This window comes from Cohnella ginsengisoli (assembly GCF_029525555.1).
GTDB lineage: Bacteria > Bacillota > Bacilli > Paenibacillales > Paenibacillaceae > Cohnella > Cohnella ginsengisoli.
On the sequence record NZ_JAPDHZ010000002.1, the window covers coordinates 2,294,165 to 2,308,736 of the forward strand.

General features: G+C 55.1%; 11 protein-coding genes. 2 read left to right on the forward strand and 9 right to left on the reverse strand.

All coding sequences use genetic code 11. The annotated features are described in order from the left end of the window. Positions 1-2: 2 nt before the first annotated feature. The 6 genes from OMP38_RS10735 to OMP38_RS10760 form a co-directional block, all read right to left on the reverse strand. Positions 3-437, reverse strand: a complete 435-nt coding sequence (locus OMP38_RS10735) for a hypothetical protein (RefSeq protein ID WP_277565059.1) — start codon at positions 435-437, stop codon at positions 3-5. Next, positions 434-961, reverse strand: coding sequence for an alcohol dehydrogenase catalytic domain-containing protein (locus OMP38_RS10740; protein ID WP_277565060.1), 528 nt, complete (start codon positions 959-961; stop codon positions 434-436). The genes OMP38_RS10735 and OMP38_RS10740 overlap by 4 nt, the downstream gene beginning before the upstream one ends. Before the next feature lie 61 nt (positions 962-1,022). Further along, positions 1,023-2,411: a hypothetical protein gene (locus OMP38_RS10745; protein WP_277565061.1), complete on the reverse strand. Its 1,389-nt coding sequence runs from the start codon at positions 2,409-2,411 to the stop codon at positions 1,023-1,025. Beyond that, positions 2,401-3,918 (reverse strand): glycoside hydrolase family 2 protein, encoded by a 1,518-nt coding sequence (locus tag OMP38_RS10750; RefSeq protein WP_277565062.1) that lies wholly within the window; start codon positions 3,916-3,918, stop codon positions 2,401-2,403. Before OMP38_RS10750 ends, OMP38_RS10745 begins: the two co-directional genes overlap by 11 nt. Before the next feature lie 40 nt (positions 3,919-3,958). Continuing rightward, on the reverse strand, positions 3,959-4,840 hold the full coding sequence (locus OMP38_RS10755) for a sugar phosphate isomerase/epimerase family protein (protein ID WP_277565063.1): 882 nt from the start codon (positions 4,838-4,840) through the stop codon (positions 3,959-3,961). A gap of 45 nt (positions 4,841-4,885) precedes the next feature. Continuing rightward, complete coding sequence (locus OMP38_RS10760; protein ID WP_277565064.1) at positions 4,886-5,944, reverse strand: Gfo/Idh/MocA family protein; 1,059 nt, start codon at positions 5,942-5,944, stop codon at positions 4,886-4,888. Positions 5,945-6,160: 216 nt separating this feature from the next. Between OMP38_RS10760 and OMP38_RS10765 the strand changes: the two genes are divergently transcribed. After that, positions 6,161-7,039: an AraC family transcriptional regulator gene (locus tag OMP38_RS10765; protein ID WP_277565065.1), complete on the forward strand. Its 879-nt coding sequence runs from the start codon at positions 6,161-6,163 to the stop codon at positions 7,037-7,039. Positions 7,040-7,104: 65 nt separating this feature from the next. After that, a complete protein-coding gene (locus OMP38_RS10770; protein WP_277565066.1) occupies positions 7,105-7,815 on the forward strand; it encodes an SGNH/GDSL hydrolase family protein in 711 nt (236 codons plus the stop codon). An 81-nt stretch (positions 7,816-7,896) separates the two neighbouring features. Here OMP38_RS10770 and OMP38_RS10775 read toward each other — a convergent pair whose 3' ends face one another. Genes OMP38_RS10775 through OMP38_RS10785 form a run of 3 tightly spaced genes read right to left on the reverse strand, consistent with a single transcriptional unit; the run spans position 7,897 to position 14,301 of the window. Next, positions 7,897-9,111 carry an S-layer homology domain-containing protein gene (locus tag OMP38_RS10775; protein WP_277565067.1) on the reverse strand — a complete coding sequence of 405 codons (1,215 nt, stop codon included), beginning with the start codon at positions 9,109-9,111 and terminating at the stop codon, positions 7,897-7,899. Positions 9,112-9,118: 7 nt separating this feature from the next. Next, positions 9,119-9,733 (reverse strand): Ig-like domain-containing protein, encoded by a 615-nt coding sequence (locus OMP38_RS10780; protein ID WP_277565068.1) that lies wholly within the window; start codon positions 9,731-9,733, stop codon positions 9,119-9,121. Further along, a complete protein-coding gene (locus OMP38_RS10785; RefSeq protein WP_277565069.1) occupies positions 9,703-14,301 on the reverse strand; it encodes an Ig-like domain-containing protein in 4,599 nt (1,532 codons plus the stop codon). Before OMP38_RS10785 ends, OMP38_RS10780 begins: the two co-directional genes overlap by 31 nt. Positions 14,302-14,572 lie beyond the last annotated feature (271 nt).

Here is a 14,572-nt window from a genome sequence, read left to right on the forward strand (position 1 = left end):
TTTTACTCGAAATCCGATCCCGGATAAAAATGAACCTTGATCGCTTCCTGCGATCTCGACAATTCCACGGCCTCGTCGTATCGGGTGAACGGTACATGGTGCGTCTGGATGCATTCCGTATTCAGCCCTTTGTTCGCGACGGCATCGATCAGCAGCTCCCGGTCTCGGGTACCGAACGGACGGTATCGATACGATTCCAGCTTGAACCCCTTGGACCACAAATGCGCTTCATACTGTAACGTGCCTTTCAGCACGCCAAAAATGACAATGTGCCGGTCGACGATTCCAAGCAAATTTTGCACGGATGGCGCCGCGCCGACGCAATCGTACCCCAGATCGAATCGGCGGTCGCCAATCTCGTTAACGTGCATGACGCGACCGATCCCGAGCTCGCGGACGTAACGGATGCGCTGTTCGTTGACATCGACGCCGATCACTTCGGAAGCCCCCAGATCCGGGCCGCCTGAATCGCGAGCATGCCTGCCGGCCCGAGTCCGGAGACGATAACGGACTTGCCCCGCATATCGCCGAATTGCGAGAGGCCGATCATGACGCACTTCAGCAGTTCGAAAGAAACCGCTTGAATAAACGATATGTTGCCGGGAAGCTTGATCAGTTCGTTTTCCCGGAAGTTCAAATATTGGGCGTACGCACCGCTTCCTTCGATATGCTCGAGCGCGGCAACCCGGTCGCCGATCGTAAATTCGCGTACCCCGCTGCCAATCGCCTTCACGATGCCCGCAGCTTCATGACCCGGCCAGCCTGGCGCTAACGGGTATTCCGGAGACTTGGCGTCGTCGAACATGTCCTTTCCCGCCATCATGTTCATGTCCCACCTCGGGCAAGTGGCGACGACTTCGATTTCCACCAAGACTTCATGATCTTTAACGGCGGGCACGTCCAGCTCGACAATCGAAAACTGCCCCGGTCCCGTTATGTGCAGCGACTTCATTTTCGCCATCTTCGCTCGCTCCTTTGCGCTTACCTATACTTCTGGCGTATCTATACTTTCAGCCTGTATCTCACAGCGATCTCGCCATATTGAGCAGCAGCCGGTCCGCCGCCGGGTTTTTATCGATGTTGTCCGTTATCTTCAATGCATTCACAATAATCCGCCCCTCTCCCAGACGGTAATCGCCCAGTACGATGCCGCCAAAATAGCCGCCAGGACAAGGATAACCGACAGCAAAGCTTGCCACGACGGTTTCGTCAGGCTGCTCCATGTCTTCGAGCACATATTCCGGAATGATCTGGTCGTAATAATCCCAGCTCATAATGCCGCCTGTCGGCATACCATCGAAAAAAGCGTGCGGTTTGGCCACATCCTCCTTGTGGTACAGCGTGTTCGCATACCTGACGGCCTTTCCCTTATGTTCGAATGGAAGCTTGCTGCTCGTACCGTCCGCCCCGAACAGCCCAAGCGGCTCGAGAAAGGCGACCCGCGTACCTTTCCGAACAAAAGAAAACAGCCTTTCCCAATGACGCTCCCAGGAAGGGTCGTCCCCAGGGTCGCCGACCAGCACGATGTCCGGTATGTCGGTCGCGCCCGGATCGTAGGAACGGCAGTCCACGTTCCGGGAACGCAGCCAATCTTCCGCCTTGCGATCGACACCCCATAGCGACACGACCACGGGATCGGTCAGCGGCGCGACCTCTTCCGAGAGCGTCAGCGCAAGCTTCCCTCCGGCCGGACTGCCGCCGCGCTCCATCGCCGCCGTGAATTGATACGCGCCCGGAGCCCCATGGACCACCATTTCTTCCTGCCAGACAGGTAGCGCAAAAGCTTCTGCGCCGGCATCGGTCATTTCCCAATCGAAACTTCTCTCCCAGACGACGCCTTCCGGTCCCGATAATCGAATCTTTACCGGATATATGCCTGGAGCCAGCACGCCTTCGTTCGCCAAATGAAGCTCGAAGAGGAACGGCCTGCCGCGGTAAACGTGGGTCCTGTTCACGATCAGGCACCACCGAAGCGGCGCCCAGCCATCGGTCAGCGCGTCCATCATGCCCGGCTTCAGTTCTCTCCATGTCGTCCACAATCCTTCTCCGGCCATGACCTGGTCCACCGTTCCGGTCAGATTGTATCCGCATAGACGCGGATTGGCGCGAATCCAATCGAACCCTCGAATTCTTCGCTCCGCGTTTAGCCGCTGGCTTTCTTCCAGCATATCTTCCGGAAAAGCGTACAATTGGTTCATGCCGAATCGGTTCCAATCCGTCGTATACGCGTCGGCCATTGCACGATACAGTGCCGCATCTTCCAATTTGGGGCTCGCTCCCGCCTGCTGAAACCGCTTCGTAACGCGAATGGCGTCCACCTGGCTGCCGATCCCGTACTCCGACAGAAACACCGGTTTCCCGGAATGGCCTAACGTCCGGATCAACCGGATCGCGTAGTCGTCATGAGGCACTTGCGCGTAAATGTGGGCATCCCCCCGTGGATTCGATATAGCCTCCGGGAATGCCCGGTTTAAACCAACCGTCCACAAGAGGGCCTGTGTCGATCGGGGAAGCCTGCGCCTGCTCTTCTCCCCATACGCGCTGCCAATCCACCGTTCCGGGATTGCTGACCGAGCCAATATCGTATTGACCGTCCCATCTGCCGCTGCTCAGTAGCACCAAACGGGTGGGATCGTATTTCCTAAGGAATGGAAGCGTCGCTACTGCCTGATCGAATACGGGACCACTCAGCCTTTCATTCAGCAATCCCCAGATGACGACAGAAGGATGGTTGCGATCTCTTTGGACCATCTGCCCGGTCGACCGCACATATCGTTCAGCCATCTTCGGAGAGTCTCGCAAATCCCAGGCTGCATAGCACTCTTCGTAGACCAGCAGTCCGATCGTGTCGCAGAAATCCAGCTGTTCCGGGTAAGGCATTCCCGCGATGAACCGGATCATGTTGAAGCCTGCCGCTTTGGCGTACAGCAAGTCGCGGTTCATCAGCTCGGGCTGATAGGGTACCCGTTGTCCGATCGGAAAGTGGTTGGTCGTATGCGATGATTTCACGAAAATCTTCTGGCCGTTCAGTCTGAAATAGCCTTCGTCATCCACCCTGAAATCACGGAACCCGCATCTCACGGTTCGATAATCCCGGATCGTCCGCTCGGCTTCCTCGCGGCGGACTTCAAGACCGACCGAAACGGCGTACAAAAACGGGTCGTCGAGCCCCCAGAGACGCGGTCGATCGACCTTAAGCTCCATATCCGCCTCGGTCGTTCCCGGAGGGAGAAACAAGGTGACGGCCGATTCGTCTTCCGCCGTCATCCCGTCGCTATCGCTTCCTCCGATGACGGCTGTCACGCCCGCTTCCACCGTGGCGGACAAGTCGTTGCGCAGCACCATCTTCAGCCTCACGGTTCCCGTGTCGCATTGGGGAATGACGGCAATATCTTCGATGACCGCTGCGGGAACGAACCTCATCTCTACCGGAAGAACGATGCCGCCGTGATTAAAGGCACCTCCCACTTCGTAAGGGAGCTTTTTCCAGTAATGAGGCGTCTCGTTTAACGTAAATCCATCGATCGCTTCGTGCGTCGGGTTGATGACTCGGACGGCGAGCAGGTTGACGGCAAACGGCTTGAACGCTTCGGACCCATCCAGTTGAAACGCCGTTTCTCCGCCCTCGTGATGTCCCAAGTAGACGCCGTTCAGCCACACTTCCGCATAATAGTCAACGGCTCCGAACCAGATCCGGCACTTTTGGTCAGACGTCGGCGCATGATCGAATCGGTATTCGTTCCAATACCACGCCACGCCATGATAGCCTGGAAAAGCTTCCTGCATGACGCCCGGCACTTGCACCGGCTTTGCATCTTGGGATGGTCCTCTCGATTGCCAATTGTCGAACTTGCCGATGTTCAAGGGGTCTCTCTCGACAAACCAATCTTTATCTAATCTTCGCTTGCGTACAGACATGCCCGGCTGCCCCTTCCGTCCTTATAGCTTTTCGAGAAGCCTATTGCCGTTTGTATCGTTCGATAAATTGGACGGCTTGGCGGATGTCCGCTTCCGGCTTGTCGCCTCCCTCTCGTTCGACCGTCAAATAACCGGTATAGCCGATTTCCCGCAGCGCCGCAAAATACGCATCAAAGCGAACCTGGCCTTCACCGAGAGGCGTCTCCCTGAACGCCTCTCCGGACGTCACCAAGGCCGCGATTTTGGCGTGATCGATCCCTTCATAGCCCGGCAATCCATATATAATCCGCGGATCGACCGCCTGTAGTTGAATGCCATCCTTCACGTGCGTGTGCACGATATAATCTTTCAGCAGCTTGACGCCCGCTACCGGGTCGTCTCCCGCCACCATGACCAGGTTGGCCGGATCGAAATTGACGGACACCCCGCTCGTAGTTAAAGAATCCAGGAACGCTTTGAGGCGGACGCACTTTTCCGGACCGGTCTCGACGGCGAAAAACGCCTTGCTGCGCGTCGCGTAGTTCGATATTTCTTCGCAGGCTCGCCACATCGCTTCATAGATAGGATCGGATTGTTGCTCTGGAATCAGCCCGATGTGCGTCGTGACGATATTAGTTCCGAGATCAAGCGCCAGATCAAGAATGCGTTTGGATTTTTCGATTTTTTGTTTATTCAAGGAGGCGTCTTGAAAACCGTGTCCGCCGAGATCGCCGCATATCGCCGACAACTCCAGTCCGAGAGAAGCCATAACATCTTTCACCTCTCTTCGGCTCCGCGGCGTTAATCGATCGGGGTCCATCTCGCCCATGCCGGCATAGAACTGCACGCCATCCGCGCCTACTTTCTTCGCTTTCGCCAGTCCCTCGTGCAAGCCGGCGCGGAAACTGTCCACGAGTACGCCGATTTTGTTCGTTAGTATCATTTCCCGGTCCTTCCTCCCTTTTGCGAGATCGATAGGCAAACTAAACTACAATACGACTTCTTTGCCTAGCGCAGCCGACTCGTAGATGCCGCACAATATTTTCATCATTTCGACCCCGTCTTCAACCGGACTAAGCGGAACGGCGTTATCGACGATGCAATCGACGAAATGATCGATCTCGTTCTGAAAAGCCTTTATAAAATGAAAAGAAGGGGTTTCCGTTTGCGGCATCATGTTGAGCGCCACATCATGTTTTTCCGTTACCAGTACGGTGGCAGGCTCCAGCTCGCATCCGCCCTTCTCTCCGTAAAGCTTGATCGTCATTTCATCCTGCTTGGCATGCAGCGTGAAGCTGACATCCACATACAAAGAAGCCCCGTTGTCAAAGCGTATTAAAGCATTGGCCATGTCCTCGACATTGTTAATCTGATCGTTGTAATCCGACGCTTTATATCCGGACGTGTACTTGAGATTGGCACGGTTCCCCAATTTTCGATATGTGTTGGCGCTGGCGGTAACGGCTTTGGGACGTCCCATCAAATACCACATCAAGTCGATTACGTGTACGCCGATATCGATCAACGGCCCGCCGCCGGACTTTTCCGCATCCGCAAACCATCCGCCGGGATTGCCGTACCGGCGAATGCACGATGCGCGCGCATAATAAATGTCGCCAAGCTCGCCGCTTTGGATAAAATCATGAATGATCCGGGCATTCGGATCGTATCGGCGCACGTAACCGACTTGCAATTTTTTACCTGACTCCCTGACCGCTTCCTGAATGCGATGCGCTTCTTCCACCGTTTTGCATAACGGCTTTTCGACCAGCACGTGCTTGCCGGCACGAACGGCAGCGATGCTGATCTCGGCATGCGTGTTGTTCCAGGTGCAAATACTGACCGCGTCGATATCCGGATTTTCCAGCAGAGAATTGTAATTTGCATATATGCGGGCCACGCCGTACTTGTCAGCTTTAGCTTGGGCTCTCTCGAGATTCAAATCGCATATGGCTTCCAAACGAACCTTCGGATTCGAGGCATAAGCTTCCAGATGCATATCTGAGATCGAGCCCAATCCGATTACGCCTACTTTGATCGTCGTCATTTCCATTCGTTCTCCTTCCGCTTGGCTACGTCACCACTATAAGACTTTTGTATCTTCAAGTATTTATTAAATATTATCTTGTTGTTCCTATTTACAGCGAATGAACGCTTACGACCTTAAATATAATGAGATTACGATTTATAAATAATTTCGCAACATGAACATCTGTGCTACAATGAGAAACGAAAACCAGGCATCGGCACACGGAGGTTCGATATGAATATTCGAGATTACGAGCTCATCCGCCATGATTCGGTCCGTTCTCCCGCCTCGATGTACCGTACCGGGGGCATACATCCCTCTTATGAAATGCTTTGCCTCCTGTCCGGAGACTATCGATTGAACTGGCTCGGGGATGCATACGAGATCCGCCCGCCGTCCCTATTTATTTTCACGCCGAACACGCCCCATGACCTGGCCGTTCTGTCCGATCGGGCGATCTACTGGTACATCGATCTCACGGGGTTGGAAGACCATCCTGAATGGTCCAAGCTGCAAAACGTACTGTTCTGGAACCGGCTTCAAAGCGGTTTGGATCCCGCTTATTCCCTCTCTCCCGTTATGCGGCTTTGTTTCGATGCCATCGTCAACCTGTTGGAATTGCCGAATCAGGACGCGGCCTTGGTCAAACGGATGCTGCTGCTGGATGTGGAGAAGATGGTATGGCTCGTTCAGCATACGCTGCGCGCCTACGAAGGCAAGCTCAAAAACAAACAATCGAGTACGCTTCCGCCCGGCTATGAGTTAAACAAGGATGTGATCCATACGCTGGCCCTTTACCTGGAATCCAACTACAAGCGCAAAATTACCCTTCGCGACCTGTCCGCCATCAGCAACTTTCAATCTACCTACCTGATCAAGCGTTTCAAAGAAGAGACGGGCTACACGCCGATCGAATACTTGCTCGAACTGCGAATGGAAGCGGCCAAAACGTATCTTTCTTTCACTTCCATGCCCATCCAAACCGTCGCAGCGGAGAGCGGCTTCTCGAACATTCATCACTTCAGCGGCGAATTCAAACGAAAAACGGGCCTAAGTCCCTCCGACTGGCGAAACGGACACCGGCCGGATGCGAGCGGAACTAAGATTTTGTAAATACATTGTTGCGCTTTTCAGATACGCTTATCGAAGAAGAGACAAATCGATAAGGAGCTGAAAGCATGAGTAAGCAGGAATTTCCCCGTCTGCACCGTCGATTGACGGTAAAATCGAATCGGCCGGATGAGCGATCGATTATCTACGTCGCGATAGGGGACAGCGTTACCCAGGGTTGTCTGGGACCCGGACAGATCGAACACCATCTGGTCTATCATGAGTTGTTCCGAGGGCACGTATTGGAACGTTATCCCGCTGCGAATTTTTGCGTCATCAACTCGGGCGTGGCCGGTTCTACTGCCGAACAATCGCGTGCTCGTTGGGAACGGGATGTGATCGGCTATCATCCTGATCTCGTTACCATCTGTTTCGGACTGAACGACTGCGGCAAAGGCGACGAAGGGCTCGATCCGTTTATTCAAGCGATTCACGATCTGGTAACGCGAATCCGTTCGGAAACCGAAGCCGAAGTATTGCTGCTCACGACCATCATGATGATTGCGCGCAATCATCCACATGTCCCGGAATGCTATCGGTCTATGGTTCCTGATTTTCTCCGTATTCACGAAGCCGGTTATTTGGCCAAATACAACGATAGGCTGCGACGGTATGCCGCCGAGCATGACATCCCCTTGCTTGACGTTTACGCGCAATGGGAACAGATGGTCCGCGACGGCGAGGACATTCATGACCGGCTGTCCAACGGCTTGAATCATCCGGATGTTGCGTACCATAAGCAGCTTGCGGGTGAATTGAAAAAGAAAATATTGGAATGATTGGATTGATTGATTCAAGCAAATAGCGGCCTGCCTCCTGTCAGATGACAGAAAGGAAAGCCGCTATTTATTTTTCGCTTTCTATTCTTGAACCAAGAGCTTCTCCAACAGACGAACGAGGATCGCAACTGATTCCGCTCGCGTGGCCGAGGAGGCGGGCGCGAATTTGCCTTCGCCTTTCCCCGACACAATTCCGGCCGCGGCGAATGCGCCGATCGCATCCGCCGCCCAGTTGGACTCGACATCCGAGAACTGAGAAGTCGTCGCAGGCACGTAATTCGTCAGACGAGCAAGCATAACCACGATCTCGGCTCGGGAAATGGGTTGATCCGGACGAAACGTACCGTCGCCATAGCCCGAAATGATCCCTAAATCATTCAGCGCGGCAATCGCATTGGCCGCCCAATGTCCTTGCGTATCCTTAAAGAGCGCGCTGCCTGCCGGAGCAAGTCCGAACGCTCGAACCAGCATCGTTGCGAACTCGGCGCGCGTTACATTCGCATCCGGTTTAAACGCGCCATTCGCAAAGCCCGACACGATGCCCATACGAGCCGCGTTTTCGATCACGGCGGCGCTCCAGGACGACGGAGCTACGTCAGTGAAGGTTACGGCAGACGCGTTTTTGCCGCGCGCTACGATCGAACGAACAACATCCGGATCGACTTTATCGTTAAAAACAGGTCGCGTCGGCGTCGGTTGCAAGCCGCTCCCTGAACCGTTGCCGCCGCTTGTGCCGCTACTGCCCGTTCCGGTGCCGTTACTGCCGTTGCCGGTTTCTGTGCCGTTACTGCCGTTGCCCGTTCCGTTGTTGCCGGATGTAACGGTAACTTGAACCGTCTTCGTCTTTCCGCCGAACGCCGCCGTGACCGAAGTCGTTCCGGCTGCGACCGACGCAACGTTCCCTGCGGAGCTTACGGTCGCAATAGAGCTGTTGTCCGTGCTGTATATCGCACTCCCCGTCACATCGGTCTCATTGTTGTCCGAATACTTGGCCTTCACCGTCAGGGCTTGACTCAAGCCTGCCATTAAGGAGACAGGATCGGGCGTTATATCGAGACCGGTCAACGTCGGAGACGAAGGCGTAAGAACCTCAGGCGACGCCAGTTCATACACCTCGAACTCCGTCACCACCATCTGGCCGCCGGGCTGCGCCGGCCCATTCGGCGTGATCGAGCGCACGGCCGCATAACGAGCCGACTTCAGCGTTTCCAAGTCTGTCCGATACTGCACGTAACCGACCCCGGTCGTGCCGCTGAACGAATCGACGACTTCCCAATCTGTACCGTTGGTAGACACGAGGAAGTCAAATGCAGTCGCATACCCCCCCTGGATCGAACGTGACCGCCATGCCTCCAATGTCCTTCACGCTGCCCAAGTCTACCCGGAGTGCCCAGTTCCACACTCCGGTTGGCACCGCGTACGTGTCCATCTTCCCGTCGTTGCCGTTGGCAAAAGGCGTGCCGGCATCCGCGTCTTGCAGCAGGTCCGCCGTCAACCCCTTCGACGGCTGGTTCAGCGCGACGTTGGTGATCTCGCGCACCGAAACCGTGCTGGTTGCCGACAGGCTGGCGTTCTCTTGCGACGCTGCCGTCACGGTCGCCGTCCCTGGCGCGTGCGCCGTCAGCTTGCCGTTCGCATCCACGGTGACGACGCTCTCGTCGCTCGACGACCACGTTATCCCCGGGTTTGCGCCCGCAGGCGTCACCGTTGCCGTCAGCTTCGTCGTCCCGCCGTTGCCGAGTACGATATTCGTTCGGTTTAAGCTCACGCCCTCTGCAATGGACGGCGCCAGCTCATACACCTCGAACTCCGTCACCACCATCTGGCCGCCGGGCTGCGCCGGCCCATTCGGCGTGATCGAGCGTACGGCCGCATAACGAGCCGACTTCAGCGTTTCCAAGTCTGTCCGATACTGCACGTAACCGACCCCGGTCGTGCCGCTGAACGAATCGACGACTTCCCAATCTGTACCGTTGGTAGACACGAGGAAGTCAAATGCAGTCGCATACCCCCCCCTGGATCGAACGTGACCGCCATGCCTCCAATGTCCTTCACGCTGCCCAAGTCTACCCGGAGTGCCCAGTTCCACACTCCGGTTGGCACCGCGTACGTGTCCATCTTCCCGTCGTTGCCGTTGGCAAAAGGCGTGCCGGCATCCGCGTCTTGCAGCAGGTCCGCCGTCAACCCCTTCGACGGCTGGTTCAGCGCGACGTTGGTGATCTCGCGCACCGAAACCGTGCTGGTTGCCGACAGGCTGGCGTTCTCTTGCGACGCTGCCGTCACGGTCGCCGTCCCTGGCGCGTGCGCCGTCAGCTTGCCGTTCGCATCCACGGTGACGACGCTCTCGTCGCTCGACGACCACGTTACCCCCGGGTTTGCGCCCGCAGGCGTCACCGTTGCCGTCAGCTTCGTCGTCCCGCCGTTGCCGAGTACGATATTCGTTCGGTTCAGGCTGACGCCTGAAACATCCGCCGGCACGACTTGACCGAACACCTCGAACTCAGACACGTTCATCTGACTGCCGGGCTGCGCCGGACCGTTCGGACGAATCGCCCTGACGACGGCATAACGAGCCATCCGCGTTTCCTCAAAGAAGGTCGAGTAGGTCGTGCCGCCAACCGTGTTATTGAAGCTGTCCATCACTTCCCAGTCGATGCCGTCTCGCGAGATCAAAAATTCGAACTGGGTGGCGAATGACCCCGCATTGAATGTGACCGCCATGCGATCCACGCTTTGAAGACCGCCCAGGTCGACGCGATACGCCCAATCGTATTGACCGTTCGCTTGCGTGCCGGTATTCGGGTTGCCGTCATTTCCGTTCGTCTCTTGGGCTCCCGGATGCGTAGACAACAAGCCTCTAAGATTGGAAGTCATCGCTGCCGCCGGTTTGTTCAGCGCCTTGTTCACCGAATGAAGCTGCTCCGGCTCGTCATAGACGTACACGACGATCGAATCCGAGCGTCCCGGCAGTTCGACAGCCCCGGACATCGCTTGCGCTTTGATCACGGCCTTGCCTGTCGCAACCGCTGTAACTGTACCGTTCTGGTCGACAGTGGCTACGCCTTCATTGTCGGACGTGTAGCGAATCGTTTCGTTAACGCCTTTGCCCGCCGTGTACAAGGACAACGTCGCATTCGTCGTCAACAAATTCGTATCCGCCGATATTCGGATCGGCAAATTTTCCGCATCGGAAATCGAAATGCCGGATATTTCGGTCGTGGAGAAACGCTCCAGATCATGCGAGGTATGGGCCGCGCCGACGTAGAAGCTCGCGCCCAATTCGATCGGAACCGCTCCTGCTGTTTTCCATTGGGAATTCGTCACATCCCAATACTGCGCGGTTGCGATTTGATCCGCATAGATCAGCCGAATTTTCGCAGGCAGCGGCAAGTTGTCGGCATAGAAGTAATCCGTCGCCTGATTATCGGCCGTTCTCCAAGTAAAGGGCATATATTTTAATTCCAAACCTTGGCTCGCGTGCATTCTGTAGTTCACATTTTTCGAGCCGGGATCCAGCGTCGACCGCATCATTAAACCGGTCATGGTCGCGTTATGCACATCTTCCAACGATTGAATCGTCGTCGTTATGGCTACGCCCTGAGGATATTGATTCATGTCAATCGCCTTGTACACAAAACCGAATTGATCTGCCGTACCGAAAATATCGCTGCCTTTGTTTTGTATGCGCCACGAATCGCCGTCGAATTCGGCCGCGCCTTCAGCGTTGTTGACATTGGCGTACGCCCACCCCGCCGGAAATACGGACAGCTTCACTTCCGTTTCCGCCTGTTTCCCATTAACGGTCACCTTAACGGCAAACGTTGCCTGCCCAGGCTGGAGGGCCGTAATGAGGCCAGTCGTATTTACCGTGGCGATATCGGGATTCAAACTCGTATATTGAATGGAATCGACATCGGCAAGCTCGACCGGGTACCCGGAATCATACTTGAGTTCGCTTATGGATATTTGAGCCGTTTCGGCCGGATGAAGGTACGGAACGCTCACCTGGACCCCAACGAAATCAACCGCCTCTTCAAACGCGAGGAATGGCAAGCTTCGGATAATCGGCGCACCCTCTTGGGCCGTAGAAGCCGTTATGTTTGCCGAGCCCGGGCCGTGAGCGGATACGAGGCCTGACGCGTCTACGCTTAACTTCGTCTCGTTATCTGAAGTGAAATCGATCTGTTGAAGGTCGAACGGAACATTCAATCCTTCCGTTGTCGTTCCTTTCAAGAACACTTGCACGCTTCTCCCGGACGCCACTTTCGTATTTTCGGCATATAACGCAACATTCGAGAAAGGCGCGACATCCACTTTGAACTGCCAGTCCCCTCCTGCATGGCTTATGACCGCAGCTCCGTCTGCTAGTCCGGTCACGTTATGCTGACCGTCTATGCTGACGACGGAAGGAGAATCACTCGCCACGTTATCCGACGAGATGACGGCAATGGAAAATCCTTTGTTCAACGGCACCGATGCATTTTTTTTATAAACTTCCACTTCGGCGATCGCCATGCTGCCGCTGACGGCAGTCACTCTCACGGTACGTATCCGCTTGCCGTCCATCGGAACGATATTGCGACCCGTATGGCCTGTCGCGTTGCTGGCAACCGTCTCCCATATTCCATCCAGGCCTGCGATTTCCACCTTGAATGAAGACGGCACGCCGCCTGCCGGAAACGAAACGACAATAGCGTCCGCCAAATGGCTTCGTTCCAGATCGACAGCCAGCGCCCATGGCCCGCTTCCGCCGTAGACCCCCGTGTCCGTAGACAAATCTTTGTCCGTTGCGCGGCCGGCATCAACCTCCGTGGATGACAGCGTGCCGCCCGTTCCGTCGTAGGCATAGGCCGGCTTTCCTGCGGCCACGTTCGATTCGTCCGAAGTCTCAACCTGATCGAGTAAATCTGCATACGCCGCCGTAAGACCAGCCTTGTTCAAAATGGCCAATGGGAATTGGCCAGGCATGGTCACCTGGTTGTTCTCGACTGTACTGTTCGTATACTGGTTCATATTGCTGGACTCGTTGTCCCAATAATTCCCTCGAATCGTATGGTTCGACCCTTTTGCGATTAAATTGCGCTTGTTGCCGTAGGCGATATTCGAATCCAGCGTGACGTACCGGCTTCCATCGTCTAAATAATAAGCGCCAAAATCATAAAGCTGGTCATGCACGACATTGCCTTGGATCAGCATGTTTCTTTGCATACCCAACGAATAAATGCCGCCGCCGTCCACCATCTCTTGCATCAGATGGTGCACGTGATTGGCGATGATTTTGTTATCCTTGCTGGCGGACGGATTGTCGGTGCTGTCCACCGATCCCCAACCCCAACCGATCGAAATGCCTGAATAAGGCAAATCAAACACTTCATTGTGCGCAATCAACGTATTTTCGGTATACCCGACCCAAATGCCCACGCCCCCGTGATACTCCTGTGCCGCCCGGGTCACGACATTGTTTTCGATCCGGTTGTCTTTGACCAAGCGGTCCGGGACGGAAGGGTGATGATCTTCGGCTTTCACGTCGCCGAGCATGAGTCCGTTGCCGGAAATATCGCTTAAAATATTTCCTTGTATCGCATTGTTCCGACCCATATCGATGTTTAAGCCGCCAGCGCCCATATGGGTAAATACATTTCTTTCAAATCGAACAGCTTCTGCCGCCTGTACGGAGACCGCCGCCGGAATTTTAACCAGATCCTCCGGCAGCTGTGCCTCGAAATCCGTCGGGTACATCAGGTTGGCCTGGCTTTCCTTGAACCCGAATGGGCCGCTCGGTTCAAGCCATGTCGAATAGGCGAATACGATGCCTTCGAAGGTAACGTTTCGCAGTGGCTGGTCATAGGTGCCGGACACGGATACCAGACGCTCAAGGACGGGGACGACGACGCTTGCCGTAGCCATATTCTCTCCCGCGCGCGGTTTGTAGTATAAGTAATGTTCTTCCTTATCCAGGTACCACTCTCCAGGCGCGTCCAACAGTTCGAAAGCGTTTGCGATTTCATAAGGCAGCCCTGTGCTGGAAGTAACTCTTGACCAACAGGAGGGGTTCATCTTAATGTCGCCGCCCACGATCGATTGAACGCGGCATACCCCTTCCTGCCAGTTATTGCGGTAGACGAATTCGATCCGATCCGTATTTCTCCAATGCTGCATATCTAAATTCGGGGTGGTGTGGCCATCGGCCTTCAAGGTCATGCCTGCCGGAGGTTTCCCTCTCGCTTTTTGGGCGCGTTCGCCGTTCACGTAAATTTGCCTCGTATCCAGTCCGGCATCAACCGCGGCACGATAAATATTGGCGTCGGCGTCATAAAGCGCCCATCCCGTAATCGTTTTCCCTCCGCTGATGACCGGCGTTTCGCCGGCATATGCTTTGTAATAGACACGATAGCCATTGCGGCCGGAATCGGCGGAAGTCAGCGTAAAAGTTGAAGTGCGCTCATAGGTCCCGCCTCGAAGAACAATGTTCACATCTTTGTCCATTGCGTTAAGCAGCGTCCGGGAAAGATCTCGCGCGCCTTCCAACGAGCATGGTGCGGCCAGCGTGCATTGATTGCCGTTCCCGGAAGGCGAAGCATACAGTTCAATTTCTCCCGATGCCGAAGCCGGCTGAATCAACGCCGAATCATCCAGTATGGGAAAAAGAAGATATACCGCAAGTATTATAGAAAGCGCTTTCTTGATCTTTTTCATCAATATTCTCCTTTCATGAATACCCGTCATGTGCAGCGAAAGCCGAAATGAAACTCTCTCA